The sequence below is a fragment of the Aestuariibius violaceus genome (assembly GCF_040779325.2).
In the GTDB taxonomy this organism is placed as follows: Bacteria; Pseudomonadota; Alphaproteobacteria; order Rhodobacterales; family Rhodobacteraceae; genus Aestuariibius; species Aestuariibius violaceus.
Genome location: NZ_JBFONT020000001.1, coordinates 796,526 through 816,081, shown reverse-complemented (window position 1 = coordinate 816,081; position 19,556 = coordinate 796,526). Strand labels below are relative to the sequence as shown.

The 19,556-nt window shown below is 65.7% G+C and carries 20 protein-coding genes; 6 read left to right on the top strand and 14 right to left on the bottom strand.

Annotated features, from left to right (window positions below; translation table 11 throughout):
• Positions 1-18: 18 nt before the first annotated feature.
• The 3 genes from AADZ90_RS04065 to arfB all read left to right on the top strand — a co-directional run bounded on the left by AADZ90_RS04065 (position 19) and on the right by arfB (position 2,627).
• The gene (locus tag AADZ90_RS04065; protein WP_367309038.1) at positions 19-825 is read left to right on the top strand and encodes an ABC transporter ATP-binding protein; all 807 of its coding nucleotides are present in this window, start codon (positions 19-21) and stop codon (positions 823-825) included.
• On the top strand, positions 822-2,090 hold the full coding sequence (locus tag AADZ90_RS04060; protein WP_367309039.1) for an ABC transporter permease: 1,269 nt from the start codon (positions 822-824) through the stop codon (positions 2,088-2,090). Before AADZ90_RS04065 ends, AADZ90_RS04060 begins: the two co-directional genes overlap by 4 nt.
• A gap of 120 nt (positions 2,091-2,210) precedes the next feature.
• Positions 2,211-2,627, top strand: a complete 417-nt coding sequence (arfB, locus tag AADZ90_RS04055) for an alternative ribosome rescue aminoacyl-tRNA hydrolase ArfB (RefSeq protein ID WP_367309040.1) — start codon at positions 2,211-2,213, stop codon at positions 2,625-2,627.
• A 4-nt stretch (positions 2,628-2,631) separates the two neighbouring features.
• On the opposite strand, the gene AADZ90_RS04050 is transcribed toward arfB, so the two are convergent.
• From AADZ90_RS04050 to AADZ90_RS04035, 4 genes are all read right to left on the bottom strand, one after another.
• Positions 2,632-3,015 carry a DUF6634 family protein gene (locus AADZ90_RS04050; protein WP_367309041.1) on the bottom strand — a complete coding sequence of 128 codons (384 nt, stop codon included), beginning with the start codon at positions 3,013-3,015 and terminating at the stop codon, positions 2,632-2,634.
• A 426-nt stretch (positions 3,016-3,441) separates the two neighbouring features.
• Positions 3,442-4,071, bottom strand: coding sequence for an RluA family pseudouridine synthase (locus tag AADZ90_RS04045; protein WP_367309042.1), 630 nt, complete (start codon positions 4,069-4,071; stop codon positions 3,442-3,444).
• A complete protein-coding gene (locus tag AADZ90_RS04040; protein ID WP_367309043.1) occupies positions 4,068-4,541 on the bottom strand; it encodes a GAF domain-containing protein in 474 nt (157 codons plus the stop codon). The genes AADZ90_RS04045 and AADZ90_RS04040 overlap by 4 nt, the downstream gene beginning before the upstream one ends.
• Positions 4,538-5,698: an acetyl-CoA C-acyltransferase gene (locus AADZ90_RS04035; protein ID WP_367309044.1), complete on the bottom strand. Its 1,161-nt coding sequence runs from the start codon at positions 5,696-5,698 to the stop codon at positions 4,538-4,540. The genes AADZ90_RS04040 and AADZ90_RS04035 overlap by 4 nt, the downstream gene beginning before the upstream one ends.
• Positions 5,699-6,149: 451 nt before the next feature.
• Here AADZ90_RS04035 and AADZ90_RS04030 point away from each other — a divergent pair, with 451 nt between their 5' ends.
• Positions 6,150-7,727: a gamma-glutamyltransferase family protein gene (locus tag AADZ90_RS04030; protein ID WP_367309045.1), complete on the top strand. Its 1,578-nt coding sequence runs from the start codon at positions 6,150-6,152 to the stop codon at positions 7,725-7,727.
• Here the strand turns inward: AADZ90_RS04030 and hspQ are convergent.
• Positions 7,724-8,050: a heat shock protein HspQ gene (hspQ, locus tag AADZ90_RS04025; RefSeq protein ID WP_367309046.1), complete on the bottom strand. Its 327-nt coding sequence runs from the start codon at positions 8,048-8,050 to the stop codon at positions 7,724-7,726. The genes AADZ90_RS04030 and hspQ overlap by 4 nt on opposite strands.
• Before the next feature lie 200 nt (positions 8,051-8,250).
• Here hspQ and AADZ90_RS04020 point away from each other — a divergent pair, with 200 nt between their 5' ends.
• Complete coding sequence (locus AADZ90_RS04020; RefSeq protein WP_367309047.1) at positions 8,251-8,853, top strand: transglycosylase SLT domain-containing protein; 603 nt, start codon at positions 8,251-8,253, stop codon at positions 8,851-8,853.
• 100 nt (positions 8,854-8,953) lie between these two features.
• Here AADZ90_RS04020 and AADZ90_RS04015 read toward each other — a convergent pair whose 3' ends face one another.
• From AADZ90_RS04015 to AADZ90_RS03995, 5 genes are all read right to left on the bottom strand, one after another.
• Positions 8,954-9,475 carry a DUF5946 family protein gene (locus AADZ90_RS04015; protein WP_367309048.1) on the bottom strand — a complete coding sequence of 174 codons (522 nt, stop codon included), beginning with the start codon at positions 9,473-9,475 and terminating at the stop codon, positions 8,954-8,956.
• 87 nt (positions 9,476-9,562) lie between these two features.
• The gene (locus AADZ90_RS04010) at positions 9,563-10,150 is read right to left on the bottom strand and encodes a LolA family protein (RefSeq protein WP_367309049.1); all 588 of its coding nucleotides are present in this window, start codon (positions 10,148-10,150) and stop codon (positions 9,563-9,565) included.
• Positions 10,151-10,318: 168 nt separating this feature from the next.
• A complete protein-coding gene (locus AADZ90_RS04005; RefSeq protein WP_367309050.1) occupies positions 10,319-12,940 on the bottom strand; it encodes a DNA translocase FtsK 4TM domain-containing protein in 2,622 nt (873 codons plus the stop codon).
• A 9-nt stretch (positions 12,941-12,949) separates the two neighbouring features.
• Entirely contained in the window at positions 12,950-14,119 is a 1,170-nt protein-coding gene (locus AADZ90_RS04000) for an aminotransferase class I/II-fold pyridoxal phosphate-dependent enzyme (RefSeq protein ID WP_367309051.1), read from the bottom strand.
• Positions 14,120-14,244: 125 nt separating this feature from the next.
• Positions 14,245-15,570: an amidase gene (locus AADZ90_RS03995; protein ID WP_367309052.1), complete on the bottom strand. Its 1,326-nt coding sequence runs from the start codon at positions 15,568-15,570 to the stop codon at positions 14,245-14,247.
• A 65-nt stretch (positions 15,571-15,635) separates the two neighbouring features.
• Between AADZ90_RS03995 and AADZ90_RS03990 the strand changes: the two genes are divergently transcribed.
• Entirely contained in the window at positions 15,636-16,850 is a 1,215-nt protein-coding gene (locus AADZ90_RS03990; RefSeq protein ID WP_367309053.1) for an FAD-dependent monooxygenase, read from the top strand.
• On the opposite strand, the gene AADZ90_RS03985 is transcribed toward AADZ90_RS03990, so the two are convergent.
• From AADZ90_RS03985 to AADZ90_RS03970, 4 genes are all read right to left on the bottom strand, one after another.
• Complete coding sequence (locus AADZ90_RS03985; protein ID WP_367309560.1) at positions 16,847-17,005, bottom strand: Trm112 family protein; 159 nt, start codon at positions 17,003-17,005, stop codon at positions 16,847-16,849. The two genes, AADZ90_RS03990 and AADZ90_RS03985, sit on opposite strands and share 4 nt — an antisense overlap.
• Positions 17,006-17,043: 38 nt before the next feature.
• Entirely contained in the window at positions 17,044-17,688 is a 645-nt protein-coding gene (locus tag AADZ90_RS03980; protein WP_367309054.1) for an LON peptidase substrate-binding domain-containing protein, read from the bottom strand.
• Positions 17,689-17,714: 26 nt separating this feature from the next.
• Positions 17,715-18,626, bottom strand: coding sequence for a thioredoxin (gene trxA / locus AADZ90_RS03975; RefSeq protein WP_367309055.1), 912 nt, complete (start codon positions 18,624-18,626; stop codon positions 17,715-17,717).
• 66 nt (positions 18,627-18,692) lie between these two features.
• Positions 18,693-19,481 carry an exodeoxyribonuclease III gene (locus AADZ90_RS03970; RefSeq protein ID WP_367309056.1) on the bottom strand — a complete coding sequence of 263 codons (789 nt, stop codon included), beginning with the start codon at positions 19,479-19,481 and terminating at the stop codon, positions 18,693-18,695.
• Between the last annotated feature and the right edge of the window lie 75 nt (positions 19,482-19,556).

Genomic DNA, 19,556 nt, shown 5'->3' with positions numbered 1-19,556 from the left:
ATTCTGGGGATTGCGGAAATGTCGGGACTGATCATCGAGAACCTGTCGATGCGGTTCGAGCTGCCCGATGGCGGCGCGGTGCAGGCGCTGAAGGACGTGTCGCTCACCCTCAAGGAAGGAGAGCTGTTGAGCGTGCTGGGACCGTCTGGCTGCGGGAAAACGACGCTTCTGAACATCCTCGCTGGGTTTCTCGCCCCGACGGAGGGCACCGTGAAGCTGGGCGGACAGCCTGTCGAGGGGCCGGGGGCGGAACGCGGGATGGTGTTCCAGCAAGGCGCGCTCTTCGAGTGGATGAGCGTGCGGGAGAATGTCGGATTCGGGCCGTCGATGAAGGGGATGAAGCGCGCCGAGAAGCGAGAGATCGTGGATCATCTGCTCGATGTCGTGGGGCTGAGCGCCTTCAAGGAGAAGGCGGTTTATGAACTCTCGGGGGGTATGCAGCAGCGGGTGGCGCTGGCGCGGTGTCTGGCCAATGAGCCCGAGGTGATCCTGATGGACGAACCGCTCGGCGCGCTTGACGCGCTGACGCGGGAGAAGATGCAGGGGCTTGTCCTGAAGCTCTGGAAGGAGACGGGCAAGACGATCATCCTGATCACCCATTCGGTGGAGGAGGCGCTGTTGCTGGGCGAGCGGCTGCTGGTGATGGCGCCGCGGCCCGGTCGGATTCACAAGGAGTATCGCTTGCCCTTTGCGGAGCTGGGGGTGAACGCGGATCTGCGCGAGGTGAAGACGCATCCCGAGTTTGCGACGACGCGGGAAGAGATCCTTGGCATGATCTGGGACATGGAGGAAGAGATCATGGGCCGCGCTGAGGCGGCGCAATGATCATCTTGGCGATCTACGTCGCGATCTTTGTCGCGGCCTTCTTGATCGTTCGGGCGGTGACAGCGGGCGTCATCCGGTCGGATTACACGGCCCGCAAGACGGTGACCTTCGGGGACGAAAGCGCCGTGACGCCGAACCGGGCGGCCTCGGTCATCTCGATCCTGACGATCTTCGTGCTGTGGGGCGCGTTCACTGGATCAAACTGGGTGCCGGGCTTCCTGCATGCGCCGGGGCCGTTCACCGGGACGGGGACGTTCGAATACACAGCCCAGGGGCCCGACGGCGCGCGGGACGTGGCGACGGTGACGGTGCTGGTCCATGAGACGGGCGAAGACCCCGACGTGCCGGAGGTGCCGCTGGGCGAGGGGTTCGCCAAGGACGACGCGGCGGTCATTCCCGTCTACCGCTCGGACCTGATCCGCGTGGACCGCAACGACGAGCTGGGCCGCGAGGACGAGGTTCAGGTCACACAGGTCAACGGGCAAGACATCGCGCCGGGCGGCGAGGTGATGACCGACTTCGCCCGCGTCGCCATGACGCCGAAGGGCACGCTCAATGTCGAGCCGCGGACGGGCTGGCAGATGGAGGCGATCTGGCTGCCGCCGCCGGAGGCTGTCTGGGGCCGATTCATCGAGATCTCGACGGATGGCTACATGAACTCGAGCCTGGCGATGCATCTGGGTTATTCGCTGTTCCGGGTGGTGGTCGGATTCTTCCTTGGTTCACTGGTGGGCATCCCGCTGGGCTATGCGATGGGGTTGTCGGACTGGTTTCGGGGCTGGTTCGATCCGATCGTTGAGTTCATGCGCCCGGTGCCGCCGCTGGCGCTGATCCCACTGGTGATCATCTGGGCGGGGATCGGCGAGGCGGGGAAGATCATCCTGCTGTTCCTCGCCGCCCTGTGGATCATGGCGATCGCGGCGCGGTCGGGGGTGTCGGGGGTCGCGATCTCGAAGGTGCATGCGGCCTATTCGCTGGGCGCGTCGAAATGGCAGATCCTGCGGCACGTCATTATCCCCAATTCACTGCCCGAGATCTTTACCGGCGCGCGGGTGGCGATGGGCGTCTGCTGGGGGACTGTGGTTGCCGCGGAGCTTGTCGCCGCAGAGGTGGGTATCGGCATGATGATAATGGCAGCGTCGAAGTTTCAGCAGACCGATATCGTGATCATGGGGATCATCCTGATCGGCATCATCGGCTTCGGGATCGACATCCTGATGCGCCGGGCCGAGAAATGGCTGGTTCCTTGGAAGGGTCGGGTCTGAGGGGCAGAATTTTCTAGAAAATTCTGTCTTTTCAAAATCTTCTAGAAGATTTTGGCGCGGGACCCGTGCTAGATCGGGCTGTATGAGACCTCCCGCTGCAATACAAAACGGGTTCACCCCATGCTGAAGATCACCCCCGCGATCACGATTGAGGATTGGGAGATGACCGAGCAGTTCGTCCGCTCGGGCGGCCCGGGCGGGCAGAACGTGAACAAGGTCGCGACTGCCGTCGAGCTGCGGTTCGAGGCGGCGCGCTCACCCAATCTACCCGAGCCGGTGAAGAAGCGGCTGGAACGGCTCGCCGGGCGGCGCTGGACGCAGGACGGCGCGGTGGTGATCCAGGTCAGCGAGACGCGCAGCCAGGCCCGCAACCGCGACATCGCGCGGGAGAGGCTGGCCGATCTGATCCGGAAGGCCGCGGCGCGGCCGAAGAAACGGATTCCGACGCGGGTGTCCGCCAATCAGAAGCGCAAGCGAGTGGATGAGAAGAAGAAGCGGGGCGAGGTCAAATCGCTCCGCGGGCGGGTCGATCCGTGAGCGTTCAGGCCGACATGTCCGGGCGAGTCACCTGGTCTCCGGCGCTGCGCAGCGTGGTTTCCACCATCCGGCCGAGATAGCTTTGCGTTTCGGCAATCATCTCTTCCCGCTCTTTCGGGTTGGTGACGAGCCAGCTGGGGGCTAGGCGATACCAGCGCGACCGGGTGCGGGCCCAGCCTGCATCGGGCTCGAACGCGACGAGGGCCGATGTGGTGAGATAGGATTTCTTCTTGGCCTTGCCGCCGGAGACGCAGCCGTGCAGGCGCAGGTTGCGGCCATGGGCCTCGAGCCGCCAGTCGCTGAGTTCGGGCGCGTCGGCCAGATCCGTCGATGTGGGTCCGCGGCGCACTTCGGTTACCGCAATGAGGAGATCTTCGTCCTCGACCATCCTGCCTCTACCTCCTGGCTGTTGGCGCTGCTCCGGATCAACTTGAGCCGGACCGGAGCCTTCCTTTTAACCTGACCTCAAGCTTTGTGTCAGAAGTGTTAAGGAATTGATATGCGATTGGCGGAAAAGCGTTGCAGGAAATCGCAAGCCCGCCCGCCCCAGCAAGGGCCGAAGCGCGAAGTCTTTGAGAAATCTGAGAAATAAAAAGGGGTTAGAGGGCTCTCGTTATCGGCGCACCGTCGCTGGTGGCGCAATCTGCGGGAGACCTGGGCTGGACTTCGGCGCCGCTTCGTTTCCGATCGGGAAACAACTGTTTGAGTGGATGTTTTTTGTTTTGTTTTCGTTGGACTTCCTGCGGAGCGTCCCGGGCACGACCGAATCTTTCAAGGCGCCGGTTGGCGGCACGCCGACCTGTCGAGAGACCGGCTAGAACGGCGGGTCGGAGCGGACCTCGATCCAGGCACCGCCATCGGGGTGGCGCAGCCTCAACGCTTCGGCGTGGAGCATCAGGCGTTCGGCCGGGGGCCCGTCATAGAGCGGATCGCCGAGGATGGAGTGCCCGGCCTGGGCGAGGTGGACGCGCAGCTGGTGGGACCGGCCGGTGAGCGGTTTGAGGGCGACGCGGCTTTCCGTGTCAGTCGTTGAGAGCCGTTCCCAATCGGTGACGGCGGGCTTGCCGTCCGGCGCGACCATCTGCCTGGGCCGGTTGGGCCAGTCGGCGCGGAGGGGCCAGTCGAACCGGCCGCGTTCGCCGATCCGGCCTGCGACCCGGGCGATATAGCGCTTTTCGATGATCCGTTTTTCGAATTGCAGGCCGAGGTGGCGCTGGGCGGCGGGGTTCATCGCGAAGACCATGACACCGGAGGTGTCCCGGTCGAGCCGGTGGACGAGGAGCGTTCCGGGGTGCGTGGCCTTGAGCCGGGTGAGCAGGCAGTCTGCGAGGCTGGGCCCCTTGCCGGGGACGGAGAGGAGGCCGGGGGGCTTTTCGACAGCGAGAAGATCTTTGTCTTTCAGAAGGATAGGGATTGGCCCGGTCGGCGGGTCGTAGTCGTTCACTCGCCGAAGGTTGCCTTGAGGATGCGCTCCAGGCCGTTGGCGTCCGCCTGATCGAAGGCGTCGGGCCGGTTGCTGTCGATGTCGAAGACGGCGATCAGGCCGTCCGGGCCATGGACGGGAAGGACGATTTCCGACCGGGTGGAGGAGGCGCAGGCGATGTGGCCGGGGAAGGCGTCGACATCCGGGACGAGCTGGATCTCTCCGGTGCGGGCGGCGGCGCCGCAGACGCCTTTGGAGAAGGGGATCACGAGGCAGCCATGGCCGCCCTGATAGGGGCCGATCTTGAGGAGCTCGGGGGCGGTAACGCGGTAGAAGCCTGTCCAGTCGAAGCGGTCGTCGGACCAGTGCACCTCGCAGGCGACGGTCGCCATCTTGGCGATGGGGTCGTCTTCGCCGTCCACCAGTGCCGCGACGCGCTTGGCCAGTGCGTCGTAGTCGACGCGGGTTTCGGTGGGCTCGGCCAAGGTCATGGGCGTTCGATGGCGATGGCCGTGCCTTCGCCCCCGCCGATGCAGATCGCGGCGATGCCGCGCTTGAGGTCGCGTTTTTCAAGCGCGTTGAGGAGTGTAACCATGATCCGAGCGCCGGAGGCACCGATGGGGTGGCCGAGCGCGCAGGCGCCGCCATTGACGTTCACCTTGTCGCGGGGGAGGCCCATTTCGTGCATGAAGGCCATGGGGACGACGGCGAAGGCCTCGTTCACCTCCCAAAGATCGACGTCATCGGTGGACCAGCCGAGCCGGTCGAGGAGCTTTTGGGCCGCCGGAACGGGGGCCGTGGTGAACCAGCCGGGGGCCTGGGCGTGGGTCGCGTGACCCATAATGCGGGCGCGAACGGGCAGGCCGCTTTGTTCGGAGGCCAGCACGAGGGCGGCGGCGCCGTCGGAGATGGAGGAGGCGTTGGCGGCGGTGACGGTGCCGCCCTCGCGGAAGGCGGGTTTGAGCTGGGGGATCTTGTCGGGGCGGGCGTTTCCGGGCTGTTCATCCTCGGCGATGGTGGTGTCGCCCTTTCGGCCCTTTACGGTGACCGCGACGATTTCATCCGCGAAGGCGCCGCCTTTCTGGGCATCGAGGGCCCGTTCGAGGGAGCCGAGGGCATAGTCATCCTGCGCGTCGCGGGTGAACTGGTACTTCTCGGCGCAATCCTCGGCGAAGGTGCCCATGAGGCGGCCCTTGTCGTAGGCGTCCTCGAGCCCGTCGAGGAACATGGAATCGACGACCGCGCCGTGGCCCATCCGCGCGCCACCGCGCATCTTGGGCAGCAGGTAGGGGGCGTTCGTCATGCTCTCCATTCCGCCCGCGACCATGGTGTCGGCGTGGCCGAGCGCGATCCGGTCGAAGGCCATCATGGCGGCCTTCATGCCGGAGCCGCACATCTTGTTGAGGGTGGTGGCGGGGATATCGTCGCCCAACCCGGCCGCAAAGCCCGCCTGGCGCGCCGGGGCCTGGCCCTGGCCCGCGGGCAGGACGCAGCCCATCAGGACCTCGTCGACGCTATCCGCCCCGGCCTCATCGAGCGCGGCGCGGATCGCCGCGCCGCCGATTGCGGGGGCGTCGAGACCCGCCAAGGCCCCCTGAAACCCACCCATCGGCGTGCGTTTCGCGCCTGCGATGATGACCGATTCCATGGGATGCCCCTCCTCCGGCTGTGGATAAATGCCATGGTACTCATCCCGTCAGCAGTTTCCAGATGGCGCGGTGCCGGATCGCCAAGAAACGCTGGGGTTCGGACGACCGGCCCCCTTTGCGGGCAAAGACAGACTGTTTCCGATTAGAGGGAATAGCCGCAATGATGTCAGATTTAGTCCCAAGCCCCGCCTGAAAGCGACAGGATACAAAGAGGGTAGCTGCATGGCTTCCCTCGGCGTCGCGTTTCATAGCCCCCACCCAGTACGCGGCGCCGAGGTACTTCCAAAACATAGACGAGACAAGGGCGCCGTTTGGTGCCTTTTTCTTTTTGTCGGGCGTCGAGCGGCTGTGTCGCGCCGCTGGGGCCTGGATGGGTAAGGCTTTCGGGCGGCTCTTGCCAAGGCCGCGCCTGCACGCCACGGTCCCGCGACACAGCGGAGGACCCTATTCATGAGAGATTTTCACCTGCCCGGACGATCCCCGGTTCTGGCGAGCAATGGCATGTGTGCGACCTCTCATCCTTTGGCTGCCAAGGTGGCGATCGCGATCCTCGAGGATGGCGGCAATGCGGTCGATGCAGCGATTGCCGGGGCGGTTCTGCTGGGTCTGTGCGAGCCGCCGATGACCAGCATCGGGGGGGATGCCTTTGCCCTGCTGTCCTTGCCGGGCAGCGATGAGATCCTCGCGCTCAACGGGTCGGGGCGCGCGCCGGCGGGGTTCGATGCGGGCGCATTGCGCGCGCAGGGGCATCAGACCCTCCCGCTGAGAAGCGCCCATGCGGTGACCGTTCCCGGTGCGATCGATGCGTTCTGCGCGCTGTCGGCAACCCATGGCAGTGCGGGGCTTGCGGCCTCTCTCGCGCCCGCGATCCGTTATGCCGAAGAGGGGGTGCCGGTCGCGCCGCGGGTGGCGTTCGACTGGGCGGCGAGTGGCGGCGCACTGCAGGGCCATGCCCGGGGGTACTATCTTGCGGATGACGCGCCCTTGCGGACCGGCGATGTCTTTCGGGCGCCGGGACAGGCCGAGGTTTTGCGGCGGATCGCGGAGGACGGCAGGGCGGCGTTCTACGAAGGCGAGGTCGCGGAAGACATGGTCGCGACGCTGCGCGCCGCCGGTGGGGGCCATACGCTTGACGATTTCGCGGCGACCGCCTGTAGCTGGGGCGACCCGATCTCGGCCACGTATGGCGATACCGAGGTTGTCGAGCACCCGCCCAATGGCCAGGGTGCCACGGCGCTTTTGCTCCTCAACATCCTAAAGCATTTCGACCTGGCCGAAATGGATCCGTTCGGCGCCGAGCGCCTGCATATCGAAGCGGAGGCGACGAAGCTTGCCTATGACGCGCGCAACCGCTTCCTTGCCGATCCCGATCACATGAGCCGCCTGGCCCACATGCTTGCCCCCGAGACGGCGGAGCGTCTGGCCAAGCTGATCGATCCGGCGCGCGCCATGCCCGCGGCCGCCCCGCTGAGCGAGGCGGTGCACAAGGATACGATCTATATCACCGTGGTCGACAAGGACCGGATGGCGGTCAGCCTGATCTATTCGACCTTCCACAGCTTCGGGTCGGGCATCGCGTCGGAAAAGTTCGGCATCCTGTTCCAGAACCGCGGCGCCGGGTTCACGCTGGAGGAGGGGCATCCGAACGAGGCGGCCCCGGGCAAGCGGCCGATGCATACGATCATCCCGGGGATGCTGCGCCGGAGCGGCAAGGTGATGATGCCCTTCGGCGTGATGGGCGGCGCCTACCAGTCGACCGGCCACGCCCGCTTCGTCACCAACCTGACGGATTACGGCATGAACCCGCAGGCGGCGATCGAGGCGCCGCGGGCCTTTGTGGAGAACGGGATCCTGAAGGTCGAACGGGGCTATCCGGATGCGGTGCGCACGGCGCTTCTTGCGAAGGGCCACGCCGTCGTCATCCCCGAGACGGCGATCGGCGGGGCGCAAGCGATCAAGATCCACGACAGCGGGGTGCTGGAAGGCGGCTCGGATCCCAGGAAAGACGGCTGCGCGCTGGGCTACTAGTTCAGGTCGAAGTGCAGCGGGTAGTGCCCATCCTCGAACGGGCCGAAGAGGTCGTCGAGGTCCGGGTGATCCACCGGCTCTCCGCTATTGTCCTCGACCAGGTTCTGTTCCGAGACGTAGGCGACGTAATAGCTGTGCTCGTTCTCGGCGAGGAGATGATAGAACGGCTGGTTCTTGCGCGGACGGCTGTCTTCGGGAATCGCCTCGTACCATTCGTCGGTATTGGCGAAAATCGCATCGACATCGAAGACCACGCCCCGGAACGGATGCTTCCGATGCCGGACGACCTGGCCGAGATGGTACTTTGCACGCGTCTTCAACATAGCGAGCCCCTGCACTCTTCATACGCCCATATAGGCAAGAGTCCAAGGAAGGCCCACGATTCGCCGGGAAACAGAGTGTGAACCTCGGCCACACAGTGCCGGAATTCGCCTATGGAAACGGGTTCTTAACCGTCTTTGCCGTTCCCTGAGCGGCGAGAATCCGTTATCGTTTTTCCAAAACAAAAAACGAGAGGCAGAAAATGAGCAGATCCCTTCGCGCCCTGATGCTGTGCCTGATCGTGGCCGGCTGTGGCGGCGGTGGCAGCGACTACCGCAACTTTTCGGCGCCGCGCGACCTGGACAATGCGTGCAGCATCGTCGACCAGCGCCCCGATTACCTTCGTGCGTTCAAGCAGACCCAGCGCAAATGGGGCGTTCCGGTCGAGGTCCAGATGGCCACGATCTATCAGGAGAGCAAGTTCGTGGGCAACGCCCGCACCCCGTTCCGCTACACGCTGGGGGTGATCCCGGCGGGGCGCCAGAGCTCTGCCTTCGGGTATAGCCAGGCACTGGACGGCACGTGGGAAGAGTATCTGGCCGAGACGGGCAACCGCCGCGCCAAGCGGGACCGGATCGAGGATGCGACCGATTTCATGGGCTGGTACATGACGCTGACGCGCGAGCGGAACGGCATCCCGCTTTATGATACGCGCAATCAGTATCTGGCCTATCATGAGGGGCATTCGGGGTATCGCCGCGGCACCTACCGCCAGAAGGCCTGGCTGATGCGCGTCGCGGCAGAGCTTGATGACCGCGCGGTGCTTTACGGCACCCAGCTCAGGGCGTGTGGCAAGATCCGGTAGAACGCACTGGCCCGGTGCGCATGCCGGGCCGCTTCCGCTCCATCACTCCGGTAAGGTCCCGTCCAGGGCCGGTCGGTTGCTGCGCCTGATGCCGGGACATCTACGGCTGCGCATCGGCCAGATGCGTTTCGGCCCATCCGATGATGTAGTCATGATACTCTGCCCAATCTTCCCGGGTGGACGACGCCCAATTCCGGACCTGGTTCGGATGGTCGGACGTGCCTGCAAACCGAGCGATGTCGGAGACGGTCATCCTGAACCACGGCGGTGGCCGGAGCGGGATCAGCCCGGCCTTATGCCGTCCGAGGGAGAGCATGATGTCGTTGGCCTCTCTTGGGCTCCTGAGCTTGTTCAATTGCATGCCAAGGCGGGCAAGATGCAGACCGACGGACTGGATCGCCTGGCGGGAGACGCCGTCTCCCGGGTGCTGCAGGGCAAACGCATCGACCGTCAGGCGGTGGATCTCCATAAGTGTCAGGTCGCTGTATTCTGCGGCCAGAAGCCTGTTGTATTGTGCGAAGCAGGCCGGTGAGGACAGCATGTATCGATGGGTCGGACCATCGATATGCGGCAGGATTGCACCGCAGCCCACACATTTGTCGGAACGCTCTATGTTCGACATCGATACAGTCCGTTTCTGTCGCGCGAGGGTGAGGCCCTGCTTACGAGACAGGGCCTCAATCGACAGCGACGACCGCTGCCCTCATGCCTACCGGTTGATTTCGCGCTGGATGTTGAAGCGGCTGTCGGGGATCGATCCGCCTTTGGCGAGATCGCCCAAGATGACGGTCGTCTGTTCGCCCGTCTGATCGGTGACGATCCATTGGCGCAGTTCCGTCGGGCTGCCGGTGAATTTCATCTGGATGTTGCCAAGCTCCGGCCGCTCGGGGTCCTGGGCGCGAACCACGGTGGCCGTTCCGTCGAAGGAATGGCCGGTCACCATGCCGGACCGGGACAGATCCACGTTGCGTTCAAGGATGATCTTGAGCGGCGTCTGCGCCAGCGGATATTGCTCAGGCCCCGCGCGGGAGCGTCCGTCGAAGATTGCGACCTGTCCGCCGGACGCCATCACCAGCGACTGCTCGGGCGGGTTGTATTCGAACCGCACCCGGCCAGGCCGTTTGATGAAGACGGTGCCGGTCGAAATCGTGCCATCGGCGTTGATTTGGGTGAATTCGCCCGTCGCCGTCACGAGGCTGTTGAGATAGTTGGAGATCTCTCCCAGCGAGAGCTGCTGGGCGGCGGCCGGAAGCGACAGGGCAAGCCAGAGAAGCGGGGCGAGAAGATACTTGGTCATGGGGCGCGTCCCCTCCTGTTTCGGTCTGCATGACAGATAAGCGCTGATGCGGCCAACGCCCAATGATAAGCGATAACGTGCGCTTGCGGTTCGATATCGGGCGCCCGGGACGGTGGGCGGGCGATGCCGCGCCCGTGAGGGCGTCGGCGAGGGCGCCCGGCGGCCCGGTCAGGTCTCGGGGATCAGGATCTCGCGCTTGCCAACATGGTTGGCCGGGGTGACGACGCCCTGCTCTTCCATCTGTTCCACCAGCCGCGCGGCCTTGTTGTAGCCGATGGCGAGCTTGCGCTGGATATAAGAGGTCGAGCACTTCCGGTCCTTCGCGACAATCGCGACGGCCTGGTCGTAAAGCGCATCCTCGCCGCCCGTGTTGCCGCCGAGGCCGAGGACGAGGTCGATATCGCCCACATCGTCTCCATCCGGCCCCTCGACGACGCCGGACTGGTAATCGGGCGGGCCGAATTGCTTGAGGAAGGTCACGATCTCTTCCACCTCCTCGTCCGAACAGAAGGGCCCGTGGACACGGGTGATCTTGCCGCCACCGGCCATCCACAGCATGTCGCCCATGCCCAGGAGCTGTTCGGCCCCCTGTTCGCCCAGGATCGTGCGGGAATCGATCTTGCCGGTGACCTGGAAGGAGATCCGCGTCGGGAAGTTCGCCTTGATCGTGCCGGTAATGACGTCGACCGACGGGCGCTGGGTCGCCATGATGAGGTGAATGCCCGAGGCGCGCGCCATCTGCGCCAGCCGCTGGATGCAGGCCTCGATCTCCTTGCCCGCGACCATCATCAGGTCGGCCATCTCGTCGACGATGACGACGATATAGGGCAGGGTTTCCGGCTGGATCTCTTCGGTTTCCCAGATGGGTTCGCCCGTCTCGTCGTCGAAGCCTGTCTGGACGGTGCGCGAGAACATCTCGCCCTTGCCCAGCGCGTCCTTCACGCGGCCGTTATAGCCTTCGATGTTCCGCACGCCCATCTTGGACATCTTGCGGTAGCGTTCCTCCATCTCGCCCACGACCCATTTGAGCGCGACGACCGCCTTCTTGGGGTCGGTCACGACGGGCGAGAGCAGATGCGGGATGCCGTCATAGACGCTGAGTTCCAGCATCTTCGGGTCGATCATGATCAGGCGGCATTCCTCGGGGCTGAGGCGGTAGAGCAGCGACAGGATCATCGTGTTGATTGCCACCGACTTGCCCGATCCGGTCGTCCCCGCGATCAGCAGGTGGGGCATCTTGGCGAGGTTGGCGACGACGGGCGTACCGCCGATATCCTTGCCGAGCGCCAGGGGCAGCCCGGCATTGGTGTCGCCGAAGTCCCGGTCGCTCAGGATTTCGCGCAGCACGACCTTTTCGCGCTTTTCGTTGGGGAGTTCGATCCCGATCACGCTGCGCCCCGGCACGGTGGAGACGCGCGCCGAAAGGGCCGACATTGACCGGGCGATATCGTCGGACAGGCCGATCACGCGGCTCGCCTTGAGGCCGGGCGCGGGTTCCAGTTCGTACATGGTGACGACGGGGCCGGGGCGGACACTGACGATTTCGCCCTTCACGCCGTAATCGTCGAGCACGCTTTCGAGCATGCGGGCATTCTGCTCCAGCGCCTCCTCGCTGAGGTAGTGCCGTTCGACCGACGCCGGATCGGTGAGAAGCGAAAGCGGCGGGGACTCGTAGTCGACCTCCGCCTCATCGAAGCGCAAGCCGGGCTGTGCCTCGGCGACGGCGGCTTTCGAGGGCTGCGGGGCCTTCTTGACCTGCGGCTGGACCAGGCGGCGGGGCTCTTCTGGTTCCGTGACCCGCTGTGCGGTCAGGGTAGGCTCGACGCGGGGGCTTGGGGTTGGGCCAGCGGTGACGACCGGCTCCTGCCGGGGGGCGTCCTCCTGCTGGCGGCCGACGCGCGAGCGGATCACGTCGGAGATCTTGGCGCGGATGCGGGCATCGTCGCCTTCGGGGATATTCTGTCCGGTGAGCGGGGCGCGTTCGACCAGTTCCGGCTCGGGCAGTTCGTCGCGCGAGGCGCCGAGCAGCTTCGGCAGACGCAGCCTGCGGGGAGCCTCTTCTATCTCGCCGGGCTCTGCTTCTTCCGGATCCCGGGCCTGCCGCTCGCGCAATGTGCGCGCCGCGGATGCGGCGCCGGAGGCCCCACGGCCAAGGACGCGCAGGAGCGCATCGTAGAGCACGATCGTGCCGACCAGCAGGAACCGCCCGATCCGGCGCAGTTCGGCCATCGTGAAGCCGAGGACGAAGGCGCCGAAGGCGATCGTGGCAAGCGCTGCGAGGAGCGACAGCGCCTTGATGCCGAGCGCCGCCGTCACCGGTGCGACGGTCAGCAGGATGCTGAGCACGGTGTCTCCGAAGAGCCCGCCAAGGCCGAAGCTGTGCGTCCAGTCGGCCGATGGCGCAAGGGTCGAGGCATAGACGGCCAGAAGCGCGATCCAGATCGGTGCGAAGATCAGCCGCCCGATCGCCCGATCCTTGCCCATATGGGCCACGAACCGTAGCCCCCAGACCGCGAGGACGGCGGCGATGCCCCAAGTGCCCCAGCCGATGATCATGAAGAGCGGGGCCGCGACAGACGCGCCCATCCGGCCCAGCCAGTTCTGCACCGGCGCGTCGGTGGCGGACATCCAGCTGGGATCGTCGGGCGAGTAGGACCAGACCATCATGGCCACAAGGACGCCGAGGGCGATCAGCGCCAGGCCGATCAATTCCGTCCCACGCTTTTCGATCGCCGCCTGCATCTTGGTATCAAGAAGGGGGTCGCGTGCGCGTGTCTGATAGGAAGCCATCGAATATCCTCAATCGTATAGGCACTGGCGCAGGGCCGATAGGCCGCGCCGCGTGTCGTCTTCTGCCGCAACAAGCGCGACCCTGATATAGCCCCGTCCCGGATTGGCCGGCCCCGTTCCCTGGGCGAGGTAGCCGCCCGGCAGCACCTTTACGCCCGTCTCGCGCCATAGCCTGACGGTGGCGGCCTCGCCATCTTCGACCGGTAGCCAGAGGAAGAACCCCGCCTGCGGGCTGCGGTAGCCGGGGATGTCGCCGAGGATCTCGTCGGCCAGCGCGTATTTCACGGCATAGAGGGCGCGGTTCGCTTCCACATGCGCCTCGTCCCGCCAAGCCCGTTCGGCGACGGCCTGCAGGGGCAACGGCAAGGGGGCGCCCGCGTAGTTCCTGAGCTGGCCCATCCGTTTGATCGATTCCGGGCCACCTGCGACGAAGCCGGAGCGGAGACCGGGGAGGTTCGAGCGCTTGGAGAGGGAGTTGAAAAGCACGACCCGCTCGGGGTCCGCGCCGACCTCGTGCGCGACGGTCAGGACGCCGGTGGGGGCGTCGCCGCGGTAGATCTCGGAATAGCATTCGTCGGCGAAGATCTTGAAATCGTAGCGCTCGGCAAGGGCGAGAAGGGTTTTCCAGTAGTCCCGGTCGGCGACCGCGCCCTGGGGATTGGCAGGAGAGCAGATGTAGGCGACGGCGGCGCGGTTCAGGATGTCTTCGGGAAGCGATGCGTAGTCGGGCAGGTGGCCGGTCGCCTCGGTCGCGTCGACGAAGACCGGTTCGGCCCCGATCGAGAGGGCGGCGACCATGTAGACCTGATAGAACGGGTTCGGCGACAGGATGACCGGCTGCTGGCCGCCCTTGGTCTCGGGGCAGAGCGCCATGGCGGCGTTATAAAGCCCCTCGCGCGTACCGTTGAGCGCCATGGCGGCGGGTTCCGGCACGCTGTAGCGGCGGGCGATCCAACCGCGGATCGCGTCCAGAAGGCCGTCGGAGCCGGGATTGGGCGGGTAGCGGTTGAAGCCCGCGAGGTTGTCGGAAATCACCCCGCCCACCCATTGCGGGAATGGGTGCGTGGGCTCGCCGATGGTCATGGCGATTTCGTCCCCGCCCGGCGGGATGCCGTCGAGAAGGCTCCGCAGGCGCGGAAACGCGTAGTCCGGTAGGTTCGAAAACCGCTCGGGGAACATCCAAAACTGCCTCTGACGCGGGATCGTTGGCGTCCCGCTTTGGTGCCTAGCTTAGCGGGCTGGCGGTCTGTGTGTCCAGACGCGGGGTGAAGAAGGGCCGCTAGGCCTGTGTTATCTTGTGGTATTTAGGTCAGCGCAGCCTCGATCGCGGCCCCGAGCCTCAGAAGGCGGCCTTCGCCGCCCGGTGGGCCGTTCAAGAGGAGGCCTGCCGAGGGGATGCCGGTGGGGATGGTCAGGCCGCTGAGGCCCATGAGGTTGCCGATCCGGGTATTTCTCAGCGTCATGAGGTTTGCGCGTTTGAAATAGGCGTCTTCGGTGGTCAGCCGTTCGATATTGGGGGGCGCGATGGCGCAGGTGGGGCAGAGCACGGCGTCGTAGGGGGCGGTGAGCGTGGACCACTCCGCCCGGATCTCTCGGATGCGCGCCCAAGCTTGGAGGTAGGCAGCGGCAGTGACGCTTTTGCCGCCCATGATCCGCTCGACGATCTGGGCGAACATGAGATGGGCCTTGGTTTCGACGGCGTCCTGCCATTGGGCATAGGCCTCGGCAGTGTAGAGCGGACCGGCGAGGTCGAAGGCATCGTTCAGGGACGGCAGCGCGATGCGGTCGATCGTGGCCCCGGCGGCGCGGATCGCGTCGAGGGCTTGGTCGAAGCCCTTTTGGGGGGCGTCTTCCACATCGTCCATCGCGACCGTTTCGATGACCGCAAAGCGGGTGCCGGAGAGCGTCGCGTGGGCCAGATCGACCGTCGGGCCGCCGAGAGCGGCGAACATGAGGGCGGCATCCTCGACCGTCTGGGTCAGCGGGCCGACCGTGTCGAAGGATCGGCAGAGGGGGACGACGCCATCGTTCGAGAGGAGGCCGTGGGTCGTCTTGAGGCCGACGAGATCGTTCCAGGCGGCGGGGACACGGACCGAGCCGCCCGTATCCGAGCCGACCGCCGCGGCGGCGAGACCGAAGGCGACGGAGGCCGCGGCGCCGGAGGATGAGCCGCCGGGGGCGGCATGCGGGTCGTTCACGCAAGGCGGCGTGGCGGTCATCGGGTTCAGGCCGAGGCCCGAGAAGGCGAGTTCGGTCATGTGGGTCTTGCCGAGGCAGACGAGGCCTGCTGCCGTACCACGCCGCACGACCTCGGCATCGCTTTCGGGGATACGACCCGCGAGGACCCGGGACCCGGCCTCGGTCGCCGTTCCGGCGGTGTCGAACAGGTCTTTCCAGGAGACCGGCACGCCGTCGAGCGGGCCGAGGCGCCGACCGGTGTGCGCGCGGTCGCGGGCGGCTTCGGCTTCAGCGATGGCACGATCTGGGGTGAGACGGGCGTAGATGCGGTCGCCAGCCTCGTGCGCCTCGATCTTGGACAGGGTGGTCTCGGTCAGGTCGACCGGGTCGATCTGGCCCAGTTCGATCTCGCGGCCGATCTCGGCGGCGCTCATATCCTGCGATGCGTTCATTTGGCTGACGCTAGCGGCCTCTCGGCGCATGGACAATCCGGCGCGGAACCGCATATGCCCCTGACATGACTGACATCCTGATCATCGGTGGTGGACTGAACGGGACGGCGCTGGCGATCGCGCTGGCGCAGACGGGGCACAGCGTGAAGCTCCTGGATAATCGGCCGGACGAAGAGACGCCCGGGCCGTTCGACGGGCGGGCCTACGCGCTGGCACTGGCGTCAAAGCGGCTGCTGGAGGCGATCGGGCTTTGGCCGCATCTGGCAGCCGAAGCGCAGCCGATCAACGATATCAAGGTGACGGACGGGCGGCCCGGGCAGGGTGCAGCGCCATGGATGCTGCATTTCCCGTCGGACGATCTGGGCGACGAGCCGATGGGGTTCATGATCGAGGATCGGCATCTGCGCCATGCGGTGCGGAGTGTGATCGCGGAGCTTGACGGAATCGAGGTTTTGACGGGCGAGACCGTGGTGGATCAAAGCGTCGATCCGGGTGGGGTCACGGTCACGACCCAATCCGGCGAGACGCATACCGCGCGGCTGGTGATCGGCTGTGACGGGCGCGGGTCGGGCACGGGAAAGCGGGCCGGGCTCAAGCGGATGGAGTGGGGCTATGGCCAGACGGCGCTGGTGTGTGCCGTGTCGCACGAGGCGCCGCATCACGGCATCGCCCATCAAGTGTTCCTGCCGGGCGGGCCGCTGGCGATCCTGCCGCTGACCGGCAACCGCGCCTCGATCGTGTGGAGCGAAGCGGACGCGGTGGCGAAGCCGCTTGCCGCGGCGGATGACGAGACGTTCCTGCGAGCGTTCCGGCCGCGGTTCGGGGATTTTCTGGGCGAGATCGAGCTGGTTGGCGCGCGCCATGCCTTCCCTCTGGGCCTGTCGCTTGCGCTGTCGACCGTGGCCGAGCGGGTCGCGCTGGTCGGCGATGCGGCGCATGGGGTGCATCCGATTGCCGGGCAGGGTCTGAATGCCGGGTTCAAGGATATCGCGGCGCTGGTCGACGTGCTGGCCGAGGCGCGGCGGCGGGGGGAGGATATCGGATCGCTTGCGGTGCTGGAGCGCTATCAGCGGTGGCGCCGCTTTGACACAGCGTCGCTGGCGCTGGCGACGGATGCGTTCAACCATCTGTTTTCCAATGATAATCCAATCATCCGGGCGGCGCGCGATGCGGGGATGGCTGCCGTTGCGGCGCTGCCTGGTTTGCGGCGCGGGTTTGTTCGGGAGGCGGCGGGGCTGACCGGCGATCTGCCAACGCTGCTGTCGGGACGGCTGCCTTAGGCGTCTTCGACCGGGCGGGCCTCGTCAATCAGCATGACGGGGATGCCGTCGCGGATCGGGTAGGCGAGGTGGGCGGCCTTGGAGACCAGCTCGTTCCGGTCGACATCGTAGGTCAGAACGCCATGGGTCTGGGGACAGACCAGGAATTCCAGCATCCGGCGGTCGAACGGCTTTTCCGGGATCTCTTCGTCGGTCACTGCATCACCTCTTCTGCGGAACCGCCGCGGAGCGCGTATTCGATCAGCGTCACCAGCGTCTCGCGCCGGGTTTCCAAGGACGGTGCTTCGAGAAGCGCCTGCTTATCCTCCGGATCGAAGGGGCACAGCATCGAAAGGGAGTTGATGAGCAGCTCATCCTCGGCCTCTTTCAAGCTTTCCCAATCGGTTGAAAGCTGCTGATCCTCGAAGTACCGGCCCAGTAGATCCAGGAAGGCCTTCTTGTCGAAATCGCGATCATGCTCGACGGGGCCCATGTCGCGGTCGAACCCGTCCCAGGTGACATCGCAGCGGCGGTAGGGCGTGAAGCCTGCGACCTCTTGCTGGATGCGAAAGCGGGACATGCCGCTGAGCGTGACCATGTAGCGTCCGTCTTCAGTCTCCGAAAACGCGGTCAGGCGGCCGGCGCAGCCGATATGGTGAAGCTTGCTCTCTTTCGAGCCGGGGGCCTGATAGGGCTGCACCATGCCGATCAGGCGGTGCTGCGTCTTCAGCGTGTCGTCGAGCATGGCCAGATAGCGCGGCTCGAAGATGTGAAGGGGCAGCCGCGCACGCGGCAGCAGGAGCGCGCCCGGCAGGGGGAACACGGGAATCGTGTCCGGCAGATCGGTGACGGGCCTCATGAGACGGAGGTAGCCCGCCACCAGCCTCAGGCAAATATGAGTGACGACAGGCGGCGGCGGCCGTTGAGCGCGATCGGATCCTGCGGCGGCAGGGCGTCGAAGATCTTGAAGAGCTGGGTCTTCGCCGCGGCATCGTTCCACTCGCGGTCACGCCGGAAGAGTTCCAGCAATTCGTCGACGGCGCCTTGCACATCGCCGCTTGCGTGGAGCGCGGTTGCCAGATCGAAGCGGGCCTGGTGGTCAGCGGGCGATGCCTCGACGGCATTGCGGAGTTCAGCCACAGGGCCGGCGCTTTCGGCCTGACGGGCGAGTTCGAGCTGGGCGTGGACCGCTTCGATTTCAGGGGCCGACGAGATGGCAGCGGGCGCGCCATTCAGGATCGCCTCGGCCTGATCGGCGTCGTCGAGCGCGAGGTAGGACCGGGCGAGACCGGCATAGGCCGCCGCGTTCTCGGCATCTTCCTGAATGATCGCGGCGAAGGTCTGGGCGGCGTCGGCGGCGGCCCCTTCGGCCAGCATCTCTTCCGCGGCGGCGATGGCGTCGGCGAGGCCGCCTTCCTCTTCACCGCCCAGAGCGGCGACGCGTTCGACAAACGCGTCGACCTCGGACTGGGGCAAGGCGCCCTGGAAACCATCGACCGGCTGGCCCTGGAAGAAGGCATAGACGGTGGGGATCGACTGGATCCGCAGTTGAGCGGCGATCGCCTGGTTCTGGTCGACATCGACCTTCACCATCTTCACGCGCCCGCCCGCCTTTGTCACTGCCGCCTCGAGCGCGGGGCCAAGCGTCTTGCACGGCCCGCACCACGGCGCCCAGAAATCCACGATCACGGGGGTCGTCTGCGACACCTCGACCACGTCGGCCATGAAGGTGGCTTCGGTGCTATCCTTGATGAGGTCGCCCGCGGGCGCCTCTGGCGTCTGTCCTAGTTCCAGCATCGTCTCGCTCCTCGAGAGGTTGCCTGTCATATGTGCGGCCTTCCGCCGCTTGTCAAAGGAACTGGGTCAGAGATCGAAGGTCGAGATCACCGGCGCATGGTCGGAGGGCTTTTCCCATCCCCGGACGTGACGCAGGATGCGGGCCTCCTTGTGCGCACCGGCGATGTCTGGCGTGGCCCAGACGTGATCGAGCCTGCGGCCCTTGTCGGCGTTGTCCCAATCGGGGGAGCGGTAGGACCACCAGGAATAAAGGTTGCCCTCCGGAATGTGGTCGCGGACGACATCGACCCAGCCGCCGGCCTCTTGCGCTTCGCTCAGGTGGTCGACCTCGACCGGCGTGTGGCTGACGACCTTGAGGAGCTGCTTGTGGCTCCAGACGTCATCCTCGCGGGGGGCGATGTTCAGATCGCCGACGAGAATCGCGCGTTCGGGACGCGCGCTGCGGAATGCGCGGGTCATGTCGGTGAGATAGTCGAGCTTCTGGCCGAACTTCTCGTTCTTGTCACGGTCGGGGATGTCGCCACCGGCGGGAACGTAGTGATTGTGGAGGACCACGCCGTTGGGAAGGCGCGCCGCGATATGGCGGGCATGGCCGAGCCCGGCAAAATCCTCTGACCCCGCCTCTTCCAGGGGCAGTTTCGAGAGGATCGCGACGCCGTTATACCCCTTCTGCCCGCGCCCCACGAGGTGGGTGTAGCCGAGCGCCGCGAACCCCTCGCGCGGAATTTTTTCGAAGGGCGACTTGCATTCCTGCAGGCACAGAACGTCCGGTGTTTCGGCTTTCAGGAAATCAATCACGAGCTGCTCGCGCAGGCGGACGGAGTTGATGTTCCAGGTCGCGAGGGTGAGCGGCATCGCGGTTCCAGTTTTGTCTGTTGGTCCCCGGTCCTTAGCGCCACGGGGCGGCAATTGGAACGGGGATCAGCCGAT